20 protein-coding genes are annotated in these 16,404 nt (G+C 73.9%); 14 read left to right on the top strand and 6 right to left on the bottom strand.

Annotation, left to right across the window (positions count from 1 at the left end; genetic code table 11):
• Positions 1–3: 3 nt before the first annotated feature.
• From rpsI to eccCb, 6 genes are all read right to left on the bottom strand, one after another.
• Positions 4–549, bottom strand: coding sequence for a 30S ribosomal protein S9 (gene rpsI, locus PKE99_RS12460; RefSeq protein WP_063739773.1), 546 nt, complete (start codon positions 547–549; stop codon positions 4–6).
• A 32-nt stretch (positions 550–581) separates the two neighbouring features.
• The gene (gene rplM, locus PKE99_RS12455; protein ID WP_037046201.1) at positions 582–1,025 is read right to left on the bottom strand and encodes a 50S ribosomal protein L13; all 444 of its coding nucleotides are present in this window, start codon (positions 1,023–1,025) and stop codon (positions 582–584) included.
• A gap of 258 nt (positions 1,026–1,283) precedes the next feature.
• On the bottom strand, positions 1,284–1,571 hold the full coding sequence (locus PKE99_RS12450; RefSeq protein WP_037046199.1) for a WXG100 family type VII secretion target: 288 nt from the start codon (positions 1,569–1,571) through the stop codon (positions 1,284–1,286).
• 11 nt (positions 1,572–1,582) lie between these two features.
• Positions 1,583–1,912 carry a WXG100 family type VII secretion target gene (locus tag PKE99_RS12445; protein ID WP_051737492.1) on the bottom strand — a complete coding sequence of 110 codons (330 nt, stop codon included), beginning with the start codon at positions 1,910–1,912 and terminating at the stop codon, positions 1,583–1,585.
• A 91-nt stretch (positions 1,913–2,003) separates the two neighbouring features.
• Positions 2,004–3,152 carry a type VII secretion-associated protein gene (locus tag PKE99_RS12440; protein ID WP_156067634.1) on the bottom strand — a complete coding sequence of 383 codons (1,149 nt, stop codon included), beginning with the start codon at positions 3,150–3,152 and terminating at the stop codon, positions 2,004–2,006.
• A complete protein-coding gene (gene eccCb, locus PKE99_RS12435; RefSeq protein ID WP_269323012.1) occupies positions 3,149–5,515 on the bottom strand; it encodes a type VII secretion protein EccCb in 2,367 nt (788 codons plus the stop codon). Before eccCb ends, PKE99_RS12440 begins: the two co-directional genes overlap by 4 nt.
• 66 nt (positions 5,516–5,581) lie before the next feature.
• Between eccCb and PKE99_RS12430 the strand changes: the two genes are divergently transcribed.
• The 14 genes from PKE99_RS12430 (at position 5,582) to PKE99_RS12365 (ending at position 16,387) form a co-directional block, all read left to right on the top strand.
• Positions 5,582–5,905 (top strand): hypothetical protein, encoded by a 324-nt coding sequence (locus PKE99_RS12430; RefSeq protein ID WP_051737490.1) that lies wholly within the window; start codon positions 5,582–5,584, stop codon positions 5,903–5,905.
• Positions 5,906–6,002: 97 nt separating this feature from the next.
• Positions 6,003–6,371: a hypothetical protein gene (locus PKE99_RS12425; protein WP_037046195.1), complete on the top strand. Its 369-nt coding sequence runs from the start codon at positions 6,003–6,005 to the stop codon at positions 6,369–6,371.
• The gene (locus tag PKE99_RS12420) at positions 6,368–6,694 is read left to right on the top strand and encodes a hypothetical protein (protein ID WP_197040650.1); all 327 of its coding nucleotides are present in this window, start codon (positions 6,368–6,370) and stop codon (positions 6,692–6,694) included. Before PKE99_RS12425 ends, PKE99_RS12420 begins: the two co-directional genes overlap by 4 nt.
• Entirely contained in the window at positions 6,691–7,863 is a 1,173-nt protein-coding gene (locus PKE99_RS12415; protein ID WP_037046190.1) for an FtsK/SpoIIIE domain-containing protein, read from the top strand. Before PKE99_RS12420 ends, PKE99_RS12415 begins: the two co-directional genes overlap by 4 nt.
• Positions 7,860–8,120, top strand: coding sequence for a hypothetical protein (locus PKE99_RS12410; RefSeq protein WP_156067633.1), 261 nt, complete (start codon positions 7,860–7,862; stop codon positions 8,118–8,120). The genes PKE99_RS12415 and PKE99_RS12410 overlap by 4 nt, the downstream gene beginning before the upstream one ends.
• A 239-nt stretch (positions 8,121–8,359) precedes the next feature.
• On the top strand, positions 8,360–9,358 hold the full coding sequence (locus PKE99_RS12405; protein WP_156067632.1) for a protein rep: 999 nt from the start codon (positions 8,360–8,362) through the stop codon (positions 9,356–9,358).
• Between the two features lie 160 nt (positions 9,359–9,518).
• Positions 9,519–10,415, top strand: coding sequence for a tyrosine-type recombinase/integrase (locus PKE99_RS12400; protein WP_051737489.1), 897 nt, complete (start codon positions 9,519–9,521; stop codon positions 10,413–10,415).
• 287 nt (positions 10,416–10,702) lie between these two features.
• Positions 10,703–10,945: a hypothetical protein gene (locus PKE99_RS12395; RefSeq protein WP_051737488.1), complete on the top strand. Its 243-nt coding sequence runs from the start codon at positions 10,703–10,705 to the stop codon at positions 10,943–10,945.
• 193 nt (positions 10,946–11,138) lie between these two features.
• A complete protein-coding gene (locus PKE99_RS12390) occupies positions 11,139–12,680 on the top strand; it encodes a DnaB-like helicase N-terminal domain-containing protein (RefSeq protein WP_081924162.1) in 1,542 nt (513 codons plus the stop codon).
• A 355-nt stretch (positions 12,681–13,035) separates the two neighbouring features.
• On the top strand, positions 13,036–13,317 hold the full coding sequence (locus PKE99_RS12385; RefSeq protein WP_037046183.1) for a hypothetical protein: 282 nt from the start codon (positions 13,036–13,038) through the stop codon (positions 13,315–13,317).
• On the top strand, positions 13,314–13,631 hold the full coding sequence (locus tag PKE99_RS12380) for a WhiB family transcriptional regulator (protein ID WP_037046180.1): 318 nt from the start codon (positions 13,314–13,316) through the stop codon (positions 13,629–13,631). Before PKE99_RS12385 ends, PKE99_RS12380 begins: the two co-directional genes overlap by 4 nt.
• 36 nt (positions 13,632–13,667) lie before the next feature.
• Complete coding sequence (locus PKE99_RS12375) at positions 13,668–14,636, top strand: hypothetical protein (RefSeq protein ID WP_037046178.1); 969 nt, start codon at positions 13,668–13,670, stop codon at positions 14,634–14,636.
• Positions 14,633–14,875, top strand: coding sequence for a hypothetical protein (locus PKE99_RS12370; protein WP_156067631.1), 243 nt, complete (start codon positions 14,633–14,635; stop codon positions 14,873–14,875). Before PKE99_RS12375 ends, PKE99_RS12370 begins: the two co-directional genes overlap by 4 nt.
• Positions 14,876–15,976: 1,101 nt before the next feature.
• Complete coding sequence (locus tag PKE99_RS12365) at positions 15,977–16,387, top strand: hypothetical protein (RefSeq protein WP_037046175.1); 411 nt, start codon at positions 15,977–15,979, stop codon at positions 16,385–16,387.
• Positions 16,388–16,404 lie beyond the last annotated feature (17 nt).

The raw sequence follows: 16,404 nt of genomic DNA, 5'->3' as shown, positions 1-16,404 counted from the left end.
GGATCAACGCTTCGAGTACTGGGGCGCCTTGCGGGCCTTCTTGAGGCCGTACTTCTTGCGCTCGGTGGCGCGGGCGTCCCGGGTGAGGAAGCCGGCCTTCTTCAGCGGCGGGCGGTCCTCGGAGTCCACCTCGACCAGCGCGCGGGCGATGGCCAGGCGCAGCGCACCGGCCTGGCCGGAGGTGCCGCCGCCGGTGAGGTTGGCGAAGATGTCGAACCGCTCGGTCTTCTCGACCGTGACGAGCGGCTCCTTGATGAGCTGCTGGTGCAGCTTGTTCGGGAAGTAGACCTCGAGGGACTTCCCGTTCAGCGTGAACTGACCCGAGCCGGGGACGAGGCGCACCCGGACGACGGCCTCCTTGCGGCGGCCGACGGTCTGCACCGGGCGGTCGGAGACGATCGGGGCCTCGACGGCGAACTCGTCGGCCGGGGCCTCGGTCTCGGCCGTGTCGTACGACGCGGCGTCGCCGATGGTGTAGTCCAGGTTGTCGCCGGCCTCGGAGGCCTCGGAGGTGTAGACCTCCTGCTCGGGCGACTCGGGGGTGCTCACGCTCTGTCCCTCTTCGTTGCTCTCGGGGTAGGTCACTGCGCGACCTGGGTGATCTCGAACGGCTGCGGCTTCTGGGCCGTGTGCGGGTGCGACGGGCCGGCGTAGACCTTCAGCTTCTTGGCCATCGCCCGGCCGAGCCGGTTCTTGGGCAGCATGCCCTTGATGGCCTTCTCGACCAGCCGGTCGGGGTGCGACTCGATCATCTCGCCGACCGAGCGCTGCTTGAGACCGCCCGGGAAGCCGGAGTGGCGGTAGACGAACTTGTCGTCCCGCTTCTTGCCCGAGACCGCGATCTTCTCCGCGTTGACGATGACGACGAAGTCGCCGGTGTCCATGTGCGGGGCGTAGGTCGGCTTGTGCTTGCCGCGCAGCAGCGTGGCGGCGTGGGTGGCCAGGCGACCGAGCACCACGTCGGTGGCGTCGATCACGTGCCAGGCACGGGTGATCTCACCGGGCTTGGGGCTGTACGTGGGCACGGGTCTACCTCGTCGTTCTCGGGCTCGGGAGCTGCCTCGAAGTCAGTCTCTCTTCTGAGTGCGCCGGTGCGGACGCCGCCCGACCACCGGCCGGGGCCGGCGGCGGCGCGGGTCTCCACCCGTCGCACAACGAACAGTCAGGGTACCCGCCGCTCGGAACGGAGGTCAAAACGCCCCCACACCGACCGCGAACGCCCTGCACGAACAGGGTACGCGCCCCGCTCCCGGCTCCCCACGCGGGGGCGGGGCGCGGGCCGCTCACGCCCAGCGGCGGGCGTTGACCTGCTCGACCTGACGGTAGCCCTCCTCGGCCCGGCCCAGCGCCTCGCCGATCCGGGCGAGGACGGCGGTGAGGTCGGCGGCGGCCGCGTCCCACTGCTTCTGGCGGGCGGCGTAGTCCGTCGCCGCCGCGCCCTCCCAGGTCGCGACCAGCGGGGCCAGCTCGCGGCGCAGGTCGTCGAGCCGGCCGGTGATGCGCGCCGCGGTGCCCGCGACCGCCGTGCGGGCGGCGGCGAGCTCGGCGAAGGTGACCCTGATCTCCCCCACTGTCCGTCCCCTCACCCCAGCGCCGCGCGGATCGCGGAGAGCGACGCGGACTGGTCCTCCTCGGCCTGCCGGTACGTCCGGCCCGACCCGGTGATCGCCTCGCCGATGCCGCGCAGGGCCGCGGAGAGCGCCCGGGCGTCGGCGTCCCACCGGGCCATCAGCGACTCGAACGTCGTGGCGGCCTCGCCGCGCCACGCGCCGGCGAGCGGCGTGAGCCGGGAGCGCAGCGCACCCAGCTCGGCCCGCACCTGCTCGTCCGTCCCGACGACCCGGGCGCCCGCCCTGGCCATCTCCTCCGGTGTGGTGCCGAACCCGCCGGCCCCGGTGGTCCCGCTCGTCATGACGTCCTCCCCTGACTCGGTGCGGCGAGCCTGGCAGCGGCGCGCCCGGTCCCGGGGCGCTTCGGGCGAACCGTTCGCGATGGTGAAGCGGTCACTCCCGGACCCGCAGCGAGGCGACGACGACCGCGCACGCCCGCTCGACCGCCGCCGACCCGCCGGGCGGGTACCGGCAGCCGACGCTGAGCTGGTCGGTGCGCTGCAGCCGGACGTGCCACTCGACCGTCGCCGGGCCGGCGAGCTCGCGGTAGCGCAGCCCGCCGTCCTCCTCGCGGAGGCCCTCCAGGCGCGTGCCCGCCGCGACGGCGCGGTCGTACCGGTCGCGCAGCTCGGCCCGGGCCCGGGCGCCCTCGGTGCCGGCGTCGTAGCCGAGCGGGGTGCGCTCGACGGCGACGAGCCCGGTGCCGTCCGGCTCGGCGGCCGGGGCGAGCAGGGTGCGGCGGTGCTCGGGCGCGCCGCCGACGTGCGCCCACCCGTCCGGCACGGCGACCTCGTACCCGTACTGGACCAGGCGGTCCGCGGGCAGCGGATCGGGCAGGAGGAGGCCGAGACCGAGCAGGCCCGTTGCCGCGACGACCGCGAGGGTGGCCGTGAGCAGGCGCCGGCGGCGGGGCGGGGGTGGCGGCGGGAGGAGCGCGGGTCGCCGCTCCGGGTCGTGGTCGGGTGCCGGCTCGTGCCGCGCGAGCACGGCCGCCGCCTCCGGCCGCGGGGCGACGGTGGCCGGCCCGCGTCCCGCCTCGTCGAGCAGCGCGGCCAGCAACGGCGTCCGGGCCACGCCGCCGACCAGCAGGACCGGCCCGGGCGGCACGGCCGCGACGACCTCGGCGAGGAGCGGGGCCAGCGCCTCGCGGACCTGGTCGGCGGTGACCCGGACCCGCCCGGCCTCGGTGCCGATCGTCGCGCCGGGCAGCAGCGAGAGCGTCTCGCGCAGCACCGTGACGTCGGCCTCCCGGCGCGGGGCCGCGGGCAGCAGGGCGCGCACGGCCGCGTCGAGGTGCACGCCGCCGACCGGGAGCTGCCGGACGAGCCGGCCGTCGCGCAGTACCCGGGTGCCCGACGCCCCGGCGTCGACGACGAGGCCGGGGATCGGCGCCGGGCGGACGGGCCGCGCGCCGGGGCGGAATGCCGCGGCGGCCGCGCCGGGTGGGACGCCGGCCGGGAGCACACCGTGCAGCACCGCCCGCCCGTCCTCCCGACCGGCGACCCGGGTGCCGTCCCGCCCGGCGTCGACAGGGCAGGTCACGGCTCCGCCCACGCCACCTGCACCGACCGCGGGGCTCCGCGCCGGTCGACCAGCAGACCGCGGCCCGGCGGCCGGGGTCCGGCCCGGACCGCGCCGACCAGCGGCCCCTCGTCCGGGCTGCCGTGCATCACCAGCGCCGGCCCGCCGAGCTCCCGCAGCCGCCCGACGACGGGGTCGAACAGCGCCCGTGACGCGCCGCCGGTCCGCCGCGCGACCACGAGGTGCAACCCGACGTCGGCCGCCTGCGGCAGGAACTCCGCGAGCGGCGCCAGCGGGTGCGGCGCGGTGGAGCCGGCCGGGGCGACGAGGTCGTAGTCGTCGACGAGCACCCAGACCTCCGGGCCCGACCACCAGTCCCGCGCCGCCAGTTGCTCCGGCGTGACCTCCGGGCCCGGCAGTCGGCGACGCAACGTCCCCGCGAGCTCCCGGCCCGCGTCGGCGATCGCGGTCGCGGTGCCCGCGTGCTCGACCACGTGGCTCGTCGGCAGCGCGCCGAGCAGCGACCGGCGCGGATCGATCACCACGATCCGCGCCTGCTCCGGTGTGTGACGGGCCGCGATGCCGCGGGCCAGGAGCCGCAACAGTCCGGTCTTGCCGCTGCGGACGTCGGCGAAGCAGAGCAGGTGCGGCTCGGCGGGGTCGAGCAGGACCGGTTCGAGCCGCTCCTCGTCGAGGCCGAGCAGGACGCCGTCGACGGAGTCCAGCAGTGGTTCCGCGGCCACGAGCGCGGGCAGCACGCGGACCGGCGGGAAGGCGGGCCCGGGCCGGTGGACCAGCGGGCCGGGCGCGGCGAGGACCATCGCGTCGCCGTCGGGAGCGAGTCCGTGGCCGGGCCTGGCCGGGACACCGGCGGCCCGGCGACGGTCCACCTCCGAGTCCCCCGGCTCGCCGAGCCGCAGCTCCAGCCGGGTCCCGAGCTTGTCCTTCAGCGCCGGCCGCAGCTCGCCCCAGCGTCCGACCGAGACCGCGAGGTGGATCCCGTACGCCAGCCCGCGCGCGGCGAGCGCGGCGAGCCGGGCGGCGGGGTCGTCGGCCGGGCCGGCCGTCAGGGCGGCGTACCCGTCGACGACGAGCAGGACGTCCGTCGCCGGCTCGTCCGCCAGCTCGCCGGCCGCGCGTCGCGCCCGAAACTCCTCGACCGAGCCGATGCCCTCCGCACGGAACCGCTCCTCCCGCCGCGCGAGCAGCCCGCCCACCTCGGCGAGCGTGCGCGGCACGAGGTCGGGGTCGGCCGCGACGGTGCCGACGTGCGGCAGCTCCGCGAGCGCGCCGAGGGCGCCGCCGCCGAGGTCGAGCACGTGCACACCGAGCTCCGTCGGGCTGTGGGCGCGGGCGAGCGCGGCGACGAGGGTGCGCAGCGCCGTCGACTTGCCCGACCGCGGCCCGCCTGCCACCGCGACGTGCCCCGCCGCGCCCGCCAGGTCGACGACGAGCGGGTCCCGCCGTTGCCGCGCGGGCCGGTCGACGAGGCCGACCGGCACCCGCAGCGCGGACCCGGCGTCGAGCGCGTCGAGCGGGGGTGGCTCGTCGAGCGGCGGCAGCCAGACCCGATGTGCCGCAGGGCCTCCGAGGGCGACGACGGCGTCGACCGCGGCCGCCAGCACGGACTCCCCCGCCGGTTCGGGGCGCGGTTCCGGCGCGGTGACCGGAGCCGCGGTGAACCGGTGCGCGCGGCGTGCGACGGCCACGCGACCGACGGGCGCGGCCCCGGAGACGTAGGCGCCCCGGAACCGGACGAGCTGGTCGGTGCCCGCGGAGAGGATCGCCGCGCCGGGCATCGGCGGGAGGGTGTGCGCGTCGGGCACGCCGAGCACCGCCCGCGACTCGGAGGCCGAGAAGGTGCGCAGCGCGATGCGGTAGGACAGGTGCGACTCGAGCCCGCGCAGCCGCCCCTCGTCGAGCCGCTGCGAGGCGAGCAGCAGGTGCAGCCCGAGCGAGCGGCCCAGCCGGCCGACCGTCACGAACAGCTCCACCAGCTCCGGTCTGCGGGCCAGGAGCTCGGAGAACTCGTCGACCACGACCAGCAGGACGGGCAGCGGCGGCAAGGCCCGGCCCGCGGCGCGTTCCCGCTCGTACTCGGCGATCCCGGCGAGGTTCCCGGCCGCCCGCAGCAGCTCCTGCCGCCGGGTGATCTCGCCCTCGAGCGCGTCGGCCATCCGGTCGACCAGGGCCAGCTCGTCGACCAGGTTCGTGATCACGGCGGAGACGTGCGGCAGCCCGCCGAGGCCGAGGAAGGTCGCGCCGCCCTTGAAGTCGACGAGCACGAGGTTCAGCTCGTCGGGACCGTGCGCGAGCACCAGGCCGACGACGAGCGTCCGCAGCAGCTCGCTCTTCCCTAACCCGGAACTGCCGCACCCATAAATGCAGACGGCCCCGGGCGGTGCGCCAACACCGTGATCCGAGGCCTTGACGGAGTAGGAGCTCCGCCCATGGGCATCATGCCCCCTGCCGTCCGCGGCGACCAGACCGAGGCCAATCGCGCCCTGTATGCGGCCGTGAACACGCTGCCCGCCGCGTTCGCGATCCCCGTCGGCGACATCCTGCGTTCCCTTGCGGTCGCCGACCGTCTCATCGAGCGCGGACCCGACCCCGAGGTCTGGGGACCGACGACGGTGCCACCCGCGGAATGGGCAGACATACAGCGCCGTGGACTCCTCGCGGGCGTCCTCGACGACTACCGCACCACCCTCGCGCACCTCGACGGCCCCGCCCTGCGCCGCGCCGCCGACACCCTCACCGCCCCGACCAGCTGACGCCGGCCGGGGCTCACCCCTGCGCGCCCACGGGCGCCCACACCTGTCCGCCGACACCCGGCGGGCCTCACCCCTGCACTCACACCAGGAGACACCCATGCGCACCATCCCTGTCGACTCCACCCGCGCCCAGTTCATCGGCACCGGCAAGGCCGCCGCCCGCGCCCAGTACGCCGAACTCTCCGACGGCTCCCGGCGCCGCACCGGCGAGCAGGACAAGGACGAACACGGCGTCCCGCTGTGGGTCATCGACGTCCTGGTCGACGACGACGACGCCGACCGCGCCGAGGTCATCGGCGTCCGCGTCGCCTCCTGGGACGAGCCGAAGGTCGACAAGTGGAAGCCGGTCCGGTTCATCAACCTCGTCGCCGTCCCCTACGCCGACCGCTCCACCGGCCGCGTCGCCCTCTCGATGCGCGCCGACGGCATCGACGGACAGGGCCAGCAGAAGCCGGCGGCCGCGTGATGTGGGACGTCCTCGCCTTCCTCGGCCGGGTCGCCGCCGCCATCTGGTGGCTCGCCCCGCTGCCGATCTCCCTCGTCCTCGCCGGGATGTTCTTCGGCTACCTCGCCGTCCTACTCGTCCCCCGAGACCGCCCGTGGATGCGGCCCACCCTCCGCGTCCGCAGGCCAGCTCCGTGGGCCGTCGGACACGACCCGGACGACGCCGTACAGGCCGTCGAGGTGCCCGACGACATCAGCGCCGACGTGTCCGCCGCGCCACCACGTCCCGCGGCCGAACCGCTCGCCGAGATCATCCCGATCCGACCGCGGCGGCACGCAGCATGACCGCCACCAACTCCGGAGCCCCTGCCCGCTTCCCTGGGGTAGGGGCTCCGGCCCGTCCGGGGTGGCGCACCCGCCGCCGACACCACGCCGAGCACCGCGCCGACCAGCACGCCGCCGCCCTCACCGCCGAGCGGCTGATCTGGGCATGGCGGCAGGCCTGCGAAGGCGCCGGCGCGTCCCGCACCGTCGACACCCCGTCCGGGCCCACCGTCTCCACCCCCGCCGTCGCCTCGGTCACCCTCGGCCCGCCCACCGTGCTGATCGTGCGCCTGCTGCCCGGCCAGCTCCCCGAGGACCTGCGCAAGGCCGCGCCCCGCCTCGCCCCGCACCTCGGGGCCGTCGCACTGCGCGTTGAACCGCGCGGCCTCGGGTGGGCCCGCGTGGAGCTCCTCGACCGCGACCCGCTCGCCGACCCCTACCGGATCCGCCACCACCACGCCGGCCCCGTCCTCCTCGGCCTCACCGAGTCCGGTCCGCTGTGGGTCGACCCGCCCGACCTGCCGCACATGATCTGCCAAGGGCAGACCCGGTCCGGGAAGTCCACCTGGACCTACGGGCTGCTCGCGCAGCTCGCCCACCGCCGGACGGTGCGGATCGCCGGTGTCGACGCCTCTGGGCTCACCCTGCGCCCCTTCGCCGTTGCCGACCGGGTGGTGTCCGGGCTGGCCGACCTCGACCGCGTCGAGCATGTTCTCGCCGCCCTGGTCGACGACATGGATACCCGCCTCACCGCGATGCCCGTCGACCGCGACGTCCTGCCCGTCGACGACCACCACCCGCTGATCCTGGTCGTCCTCGAGGAGTGGCCCGGGATCCTGCGCGCCCTCGACACCGCCGACACCAGGCAGGGCAAGCGCGTCCGCGCGCTGGTCGCGCGGCTGCTCGCCGAGTCACACAAGGTCGGAATGCGGGTCCTGCTGCTCGCCCAGCGCGCCGAGGCCACCATCGTCGGCGCTGCCGAGCGGGCCCAGTGCGCGGGTCGGCTCTCGTTCCGCGTCGACTCCCCCGAGGCCGTCAAGCTGCTCCACGCCGGCGCCGAAGACCTCGCCCCCGATCACGCCGGCGCCGACCCGGGCATCGCCCTCTACACGTGGCCTGGCCTGCCCGTGGGCCGCCTACGGGCTCCGTACCTGTCCTACGCCGAGTACGCCCGGGCGGTCGCCCCGTGATCCCCCTGCTGATCCTCGCGGTGGTCCTGCTCAAGCTCCCTGCCCGTCACGTCGGCGAGCCTGCTCCGGCACGGCCGGTGTGCGGCCCGCGACCCGCCCACGCCACCGCCACCCGCCTGCGCGTGCTCGCGGGTCGTGCGCCGGCCGTGCTGCCCTCCGGGGCCGACGTGATGGGCAGGGAGCGGCTCCCCCTGCCCGGAGCCGAGGTGCCCCCGGCAGGGCCGCCGGAGGCATCCCGCGGGGAGCGTGTCCGATGAGCTCCACGGTGAGGCCTGGCCGTCCGGCCGCCGCGACGCCGGAGGCGGGAGCGGGCGGCCGGGAGCGGCCGAAGGCCGCGACCCTTGGTACTCCTGCGGACGCCCCTTCCGCCGCTGGTCAGCCGCCCGTCGTGGCTGACCGGGAGAGGCGCCGTCGGCACCGGCGCGCGGAGGCGATCGCCTGGCGCTCACGGTTGTGGTCCTGGACGTCCCTCAAGCGGCTGCGGCACTGCGGCCGGGTGACGCACACCGCGGCGGGTGGCCCGGTGCTGCGGGTGTCCGAGACGCCGGAGGGTCGTCGAGCGGGTCTGGCCGGCCTGCAGTCTTGCGGGTCGCCGTGGGCGTGCCCGGTGTGCGCCCGCCGGATCGCCGGGGAACGCTCTGCCGAGCTGCTCGACGTGCTGTCCACGGTCGCCGCCGCGCGCGGGTCGGCGCACCTGATCACCCTCACCATGCGGCACCGTCGCGGTCAGCGCCTCGCCGACCTGTGGACCGCGCTGTCCGCGGCCTGGGGTGCGGTCGTGTCCGGGCGGCAGTGCGAACGCGAACGCGACACCTGGGGCCTACTCGGATGGGTCCGGGTCGTCGAAGCCACCCACGGCGAGCACGGTTGGCACCTCCACGTCCACGCCCTCGCGGTCTTCGACGGCCCGATCTCAGATCTGATGGCCGAAGAACTCGGCGGCCGCTGGTTCGCCCGCTGGCAGCGCGCCCTGGCTCGCCGCGGCATGGACGCCGTCGAAGACCGCGGAGGCCTCGACGTCCGCGCCGTGCAGATGACCGCCGCGTCGCTGGAGCAGGTCTCCGACTACCTCGCGAAGATCACCGCCGAGGTCGTCGCCTCCTCTGCGAAGGAGGGCCGCGACGGCAACCGCTCCCCGTTCGCGATCCTCCGCGACGCCCTGGCCACCGGGCTCGCCGACGACTGCGAACTGTGGTGGGAGTGGGAACAGGCCAGCTTCAACCGCCGACAGGTGTCCTGGTCGCGGGACCTCCGCGCCTGGGCGGGCCTGCGCACCGAACGCACCGACGACGACATCGTCGCCGAGGACCTGGGCGGCGAGGACACCATCGGTGTCACCCCCGAGGCATGGCCCGCCGTGCGCCTGCACGTGGCCGAGCTGCTCGACCTCGCCGAAACCCAGGGCGTCGACGCCGTGAAGGCCTGGCTCACTGCCCGGTGTCTGGACTGGTTCCTACCCGCGCCCCGACGACCAGTGACAGCAAGACCCGTCTGAGAAACCCGTCCCGCCCCCGATTGGACGGCCCGGACCGGCGCTGCAACGCCGGCTACCCGGACCTTGATCAGCTACAAGGGAGCTGACCCATGAACGATGGTTCCACCTCGTGCTGCCCCAACGCAGCGCACGACTCAGTGACGTTCCGGGCGGCCGGGCGATGAGACCACGCTTCGACCGCTCGATCCTCGACGCCGCCGACCGCGACGCCCTCGCCGAGCACATCCGCGACATGAAACGCCGCGGTCTGAGGCCGCCCACCTTGAGGAACCGGGAAATGCGGGTGCTCGACCTTGCCACCCACCTCGCGCCACGGACTCTGCTGCAGGCCACCACCGCCGACATCGAGCAGTGGCTCGACGCGCAGGTCAACCGCGGCCTCTCCCAGGCCACCCGCGTGTCCTACACCGCGAACATCCGCAGCTTCTACGGCTGGCTCGCCCGCCGCGGCTACCTCACCGAGGACCCGACCCGCGAGATCCCGCTTCCGCGCCGACCCCATGCCCGCCCACGACCGATCCCCGAGGCCGATCTCGAACTCGCCCTAACCACTGCCGACCAGCGGATGCGCGCCTGGCTGGTCCTCGGTTCCTACTGCGGGCTCCGCGCGATGGAAATCCACCAGGTGCGCCGCGAGGACATCCTTGACCACCTCGACCCGCCGATCCTCGACATCCCGGAGGGCAAGGGCGGCCGGCCTCGCAAGGTGCCGCTCCCGGCCGAGGTGCTCGCCGAGCTGGCACCGCACATGACCGGCCGCCGCGGCCGGCTCTGGGCACTAGACCAGCAGCCGGACCGTCCCGGCTATCACGTGTCGATCCTGGTCAACGCGCACCTGCGGCAGCTCGGCATCCCGCACACCTGCCATTCGCTGCGGCACCGCTACGGGACCCGGATCTACCAGCTGTCGCGAGACCTTCGGCTCACCCAAGAGCTGCTCGGGCACTCCTCGCCGGCCACCACGCAGATCTATACGCAGTTCAGCCAGGACCACGCCGCAGCTGTAGTTGCACACCTGGGCTCGCTTCTCGGACCTCGCCGCGGACCTTTGTCGTGATCGCAGACCGAGTGCTAACGTCCACCGGCACAACCGAATACCCCGCTAGGGAACGGGATCGTCAACCGTCCCGATCGCCACACGGCCAGGCGCCGCGCGATCGCGCAATCGCGACCCCCGAACCGAACGATCTAGTGAAGTGCAGCGGCGTCCAGGCGACGCCAGCTTCCGTCACGGACCAGGCGTCTCCGACAGGTCGAGCGAGATCACCAGGCCATACGCGCCTGCGATCCCGTCTCCCACCCGTGGACGCTGGACGCAGGCGCTGACCCACAAGGGACAGCCCCGTGACGACCGAATCGCCCCTCGCCAAGGACGTCCACCACGTCCGCGCCCGCATCGCGGGTCGCGCCAAGCAGAACCCCAACGATCCGCGCCTGAGCGCCGACCGCGCCGAGCTGGCCGCGCTGCGCCTCGAGCAGCACGTTGCCAACGTCCTCGCCACCGCTCCGCCGCTCACCAACGAGCAGCGATCTCGAATCGCTTCGCTCCTCGCACCCGCTCGCCAGACGGAGGCGAGCACGCCATGAGAACGCAGGAACGCCGGCCGCGGGACATGCGGCCGGCGCTCAGCACTAGCAACCCAGGCGGTGGGCAGGGCCAGCGTAACCGAATCGACGACGTCGCCGCCCTGGCGCTGTGGAAGGCCCTCGACCACCTCGATGCACATGACGCGTGCGCCTGCTGGATCTGGCCACGCCGTTGCCGCCGGAGGCGACAGGCATGACCGCAGCTGCAGATAGAGCAGCTCCGGTCGAGCAGCTCCCGCCGGCCGACGTCCCGGCCGAACAGAGCGTCCTCGGATCAATGCTGCTCAGCCGCGCTGCGATCGACGACGTGCTGCAGCAGCTCGAACCACGCGACTTCTACCGGCCCGCGCATGCCGACGTCTTCGCCGCGATCGTCGACCTCCACCACCGCGGCGACCCCGCCGATGCGGTCACTGTCGGCCACGAGCTGGACAGCCGGGGCCAGCTCGCGCGTGTCGGTGGCCTTCCCTACCTGCACACGCTCATCGCTTCGGTCTCAACGCCGGCCAGCGCGGCGTTCCACGCCGAGATCGTTGCCGCACAGGCCAGGAAACGGCGCGCGATCGAAGAACTCACCCTGGCGCTGCAACGCGTCCGGCAAGCCGGCACCGGGTTCGATGACGTCGACGACCTGGTCGCCGACGCCGCCGCGAAGCTCGCCGCCGGCAGCACCCTCCGGGACCGGCCGGCGACCTCCTGGGCAGCCGTCGACCTCACCGCCGTCCTCGATGGCACGTACCGGCCGGCTCAGCCGACGGTCAGCCGGCGCGCGGACGGCGTCGGCCTGTTCTACCCCGGCCGCGTTCACAGCGTCTCGGCCGAGTCAGAGGCCGGCAAGAGCTGGTTCGCGCTGCTCGCCGCACGGATCGAACTCGATCGTGGGCACTCGGTGGTCTACCTCGACTTCGAGGACGACGAGGGTGGCGTCGTCGGCCGCCTGCTCGCCCTGGGCGCCGACCCCGACGCCATCCGCCACGGGTTCGCCTACGTCCGCCCGATGGAGGCAATCAACGTCGGACGCAACCGCGCGATCCTCGCCGACCTGCTCGAGCACTTCGATCCGACCCTCGTGGTCCTCGACGGCGTCACCGAGGCGATGACCCTCCACGGCATGGAGCTCATCGACAACGGCGACATCGCCAGGTTCGGGGCGATGCTGCCCCGCTGGATCGCCGACCGCGGACCGGCCGTCGTCGACCTCGACCACGTCACCAAGGACCGCGAGGGCCGCGGCCGCTACTCGATCGGCGGTCAGCACAAGCTCGCCGGCCTCAACGGCGCGGCCTACGTCCTGGAGAACCGCACCCCGTTCGGGATCGGTGTCACCGGCCGATCAACCGTCTACGTCGCCAAGGACCGACCCGCACAGCTTCGCCAGCACGCGCTCCCCGCACGCGACGGCCTGCACTGGTTCGCCGACCTGACCCTGGAGAGCGTCGTCGTCGACGGCCGGCCCGTCCTCGACGCCAGCCTCGTGTCTCCCCACCACCGCGGCGAGGAGCTGTCGACCTTCCGCCCAACCGCCCTGATGGCCAAGGTCGCCGCTGCGCTCGCCGGCGCGCCACGCCCGCTGTCCAAGACAGAGATCACCGACCGGGTCCGCGGCCGGCGCGCCGCCGATACCCGCGCCGCCCTCGCCGCCCTCGTCGACGAGGGCTTCGTCGTCGAAGAGGACGGGCCGCGCGGAGCCAAGAACCACCGCCTCGTGAAGCCCTTCGAGGAGTCCGCAGCATGACCACCGACCGACCCCGTCCCACCCCGTCCCACCCCGTCCCGGACGGGGTCAGCGTGACCCCGTCCCCCGTCCCCCCCTATGGGGACGGGGTCACTGACTGGAGGACCACCTCAGAGCTGACCCCGTCCCGGACGGAAGAGGTCTACATCGGTGGCCCGCTCGACGGCCAGCCCGCCCGACCGCACCGCGGCCGCTGGCCCATTTGGCGCCACGAGGACGGCACCCCCGTCGCTACCGCCGCGGGTGACCGCGAGTTCCTCGGCCACGACCGCCACACGTACCCGCCGTTCTACGTTGACCTCGACCAGACCGGCCGCCCCGTGCACTCCTCGACCCTCGTCCCGCCGAGATGTCGATGACCCGCCGCACGGACTGGCCGGCGATCCGCCGCACGCTGCAGCTGCTCGCCCAGCTCGACGACGACATCCTCATCGGCCCGCTCTACCGCCGCGGTCAGCTCGCCGGCATCGGCACCGTCGCCGACTTCCGCGCCGACCTCCTCGCCCTGGCCGTGCACCCCGACACCGTCGGACCGCTCGCCTGGGCCGCGCTCCTGCGCCGCCAGCGCGGCCACCCCCTGTACCGCCGACCAGTGCTTCCGCACCGATGGCCCGACGACACGAGGAGCCCGACATGACCCCGTCGCTCAACCGCACCGAGGTCCGCACCCGCCGCGCCGTCCCCGACCTACTCGCGGACCTGCTCGCCGGCCCAGCACTGCCGGGCGCCCGCTGCGCCGGCCTCGCCCCCGAACACGACGTCGACCCGCTCCCCGGCGAAACCCACGACCAGCACGCCGCACGCCTCACCCGCGCCGCCGCCCGCTGCGCCGACTGCCCCGCCTCGACAACGTGCGCCCAGATCGCCGCCGAACTGCCCGAGCGATTCCGCGTCGGCATCTGGGCCGGCCGCGCTCACGGCCTGCCACACGTCCGCCGCGGCGCCGCATGACCACCAGCCACGACACACGCAACCAGGAGGAAACCCGTGCCGACCAACCAGCTCCTTGACCGCGCCCTCGACGCCATCCCCGGCTACCGCGACGCCACCACCGCCCGTCAACGGCTCCTCGAGCACGCCGAGGACCTCGCCCGCCGCGCCCGCGGACCCGAAGGCGCCGGCGCCACCCGCGCCCTGGCCAACGACCTCGCGACCACCGCGACCGACGGGAAGAAGCTCCCCGACGACCTCCACGTCCAAGCCTTCGACGCCGCCCAGGCCGGCGAGCGCCTCAAGGCCGGCGCCACCGCTCTGCGCCTGGCCGCCGCCGAGGTCAATCACCGCGCCGACGAGCTGATCGAGGAACACGTCGACTTCGCGCTCGACGTCCTCCGCGCCGAGCTCGACGAGCTCCTGACCGCGGCTCGCGCCGCCGCCGCCAACCTCGGCGATGCCCGCACCGCCGAGCAGGCCGTCGACGCCGGCCCCGATGCCGCAGCCGCGCTGCGCGCCATCCGCGAGTCCGCGGCCCGCTACCGCACCCTGCGCAAGGCCCACGCCGACCTGATCCACCTCGCCGTGGTCGGCAGCGTCCCCGAACGTGAAGGTGGCCGGCCGGTGCCCCGGTGGGGCCGTAAGCCCGGCAGCGACCTCGGATGGTGGCCCAAGGAAGCCGCCGCCGCGTTCCCCGTCGCCGGCCCGCCCGTGGACCTGCCCGACGACGACACCGCGCTCATGTTCCGAGTGCTCCAGCTCGACGGCGTGGACATCGCCGACCCGGTCACCGTCGAGACCCGGGCACAGACCGACCATGACGCCAGTAAGCCCGCCCCGGTCCGGCCCAACCAGGTCATCACCGTGCGGCCGCACCAGGACCCGTACAAGCCTCAGATCGCGCCCGACGAGCTCCACCCCGGCCAGGGGCGCAGCAAGGCCACCCCTGCCCGAGTCGCCGCGATCGTCAATGCCGACCGGAACAGCAAGGGCCTGCGCCGCCGCACCGGGACCGAGTGGTGAGCGGCATCGAGGACGGCCGCCGTCTGCGCCGCAAGCGCACCCGCCACGGCCAACCTGCCGAGCAGCAGAAGGAACCATCTCCGCGCCAACCTGACGCCGAGCCAGGCGAGAGCGGCAAGCTCACCGGCGTTCAGCGTGGCCGGCAGATGCGCCGCGAACGGGTCGCACGCCGCGGCCAAGGCCCCGTCACTGGGCGGACCCCGAACTACCAGCCCACCACCAAGACCGACCCGGTCTAACCGAGCTGGGGCGTCAACGTCACCCAACTCCTCCGACCGGGTCGGGCGGAGGACGGGAGCCATGGGCCTCCGAGCGTGGAATCGCCGAACTTCCCACGCATAGACGAGCCCAGCGCCCCGCGAGGTGCCCTGGCCACCGGCTGGTCCCTGGTTCCAGACCGCCGGCCAGGGCACCTCGCACCATCCAACGCTGCACCCCGCGAATGAGCCGCCCTGATGTCCGCCCGCAACGACTGAGCCGCCCTTCGTACCGCTTGCGCCTGCTCAATCACGGCTATCGCCCGAGTCTGCGCCTCCGCGGCATGCACCTTCGCTTCGAGCGCACTGCGCATGGTCTCGGTTATGTCATCGGCATCGACCTCGGCCGGCTGCCTCGCTGGAACCGACATAGCTGGTCCACTACCCCGGGGAGAACGACCCATGCCACGCGCACCCCACAGACGCCCGGCCGCGGCCCGCGCTGCGGGGGTGGGGGGGACCCCCTCCCCGGGCGTGAGTCTTCGCCCGTGTGGCTCTGCGGACTTTGGTCTCTACGCTTCGGCCGACGTGGGACGGCCGGCCCGCCGGTGTTCCCTCCGACGAGCCGACCGCCTCCTGCGACCCCCCGTACAGATAGGACCCCGATACCAGCTTGGGAAATACCGGGCGGAGGTCGGTCAGTCGTGTGGCCAAGGGCCCGGAACCGGATAGCTCGTGGTGAACGGGACGTCGTGCTCCGGACGTAGCACGGCGCGGCCATCCGCCGCGGGGGTCTGGGCGGGGACGGCCGCGCCGCTCAGCGGATCCCGGAGGGGCCTGGGATCCACGGTCTGGGTGTGCCCGATCTTGCTGCCGTTCACGCGGTGACCGACTGCATGTTCGCTTTACCGCCCGTTGGAGTTACCTCCCGGCAGTGCTGGCCGGGGGAGCCGACCGTAGCGCCAGCGCGACCGCCCTCGAGGGGAGGGGACTCGACGAGGACGGCCGCGCCGGGTGCGCGGGTAGCTGGGCACAGCGCCCGCGGCTGCTCAACGTGTCTCGCGAGTCCGGTCGAGTGGCGGCAGCTGGCTCTTACGCCGAGACGTCGCGCATCAGAGACGCGGGGTGGTGACATCAACGAACGTGCCGAAGCAGCAGAACGGTGGCCAACAGCTGTCTCTCGATCTCGCACACATCCGAGCGGATCGCCGCAACCACCTCTGGCGCCGCGCCCCCGAGTTCACCGAGAAGGTCTTTCACGGCCGCCACGTAACGGCGACCGTCGAAGAGATGCCGCTCCAGAGCGGCCTTGAACTCAACTCGTTGCTCCTCGGACGGATTCGCTTCCCAGCGATCACCAGCAAGCTTCACGTCCAGCGTTGCATCTATGAAGCGCGCCTTATCGACGCGTTCCCGGACACGGAGCGCGTGGATGTGCCCGAGCCGACTTCCGGGAATAGCTGTCACGTCAAGGCCCTGTTGTGCGACGACGGTGATGTGCTTCTTCGCTCAGCGGGATCCGACAGCACGGCCGTCCCGGCCCCTGCGGGATGAGCCCGACGGTGCGGACC

Source organism: Pseudonocardia halophobica, from assembly GCF_027922425.1.
Classification (GTDB): Bacteria; Actinomycetota; Actinomycetes; order Mycobacteriales; family Pseudonocardiaceae; genus Pseudonocardia; species Pseudonocardia halophobica.
This window is presented reverse-complemented; position numbering and strand designations above follow the sequence as displayed.

Bases quoted from the DNA above. Each gene is read 5' to 3' on its own strand.
- PKE99_RS12415 (WP_037046190.1), top strand. From the start codon at position 6,691: ATGACCGCCACCAACTCCGGAGCCCCTGCCCGCTTCCCTGGGGTAGGG.
- PKE99_RS12445 (WP_051737492.1), bottom strand. From the start codon at position 1,912: ATGACGAGCGGGACCACCGGGGCCGGCGGGTTCGGCACCACACCGGAG.
- PKE99_RS12400 (WP_051737489.1), top strand. From the start codon at position 9,519: ATGAGACCACGCTTCGACCGCTCGATCCTCGACGCCGCCGACCGCGAC.
- PKE99_RS12380 (WP_037046180.1), top strand. From the start codon at position 13,314: ATGACCCCGTCGCTCAACCGCACCGAGGTCCGCACCCGCCGCGCCGTC.
- PKE99_RS12385 (WP_037046183.1), top strand. From the start codon at position 13,036: ATGACCCGCCGCACGGACTGGCCGGCGATCCGCCGCACGCTGCAGCTG.
- PKE99_RS12430 (WP_051737490.1), top strand. From the start codon at position 5,582: ATGGGCATCATGCCCCCTGCCGTCCGCGGCGACCAGACCGAGGCCAAT.
- PKE99_RS12390 (WP_081924162.1), top strand. From the start codon at position 11,139: ATGACCGCAGCTGCAGATAGAGCAGCTCCGGTCGAGCAGCTCCCGCCG.
- PKE99_RS12425 (WP_037046195.1), top strand. From the start codon at position 6,003: ATGCGCACCATCCCTGTCGACTCCACCCGCGCCCAGTTCATCGGCACC.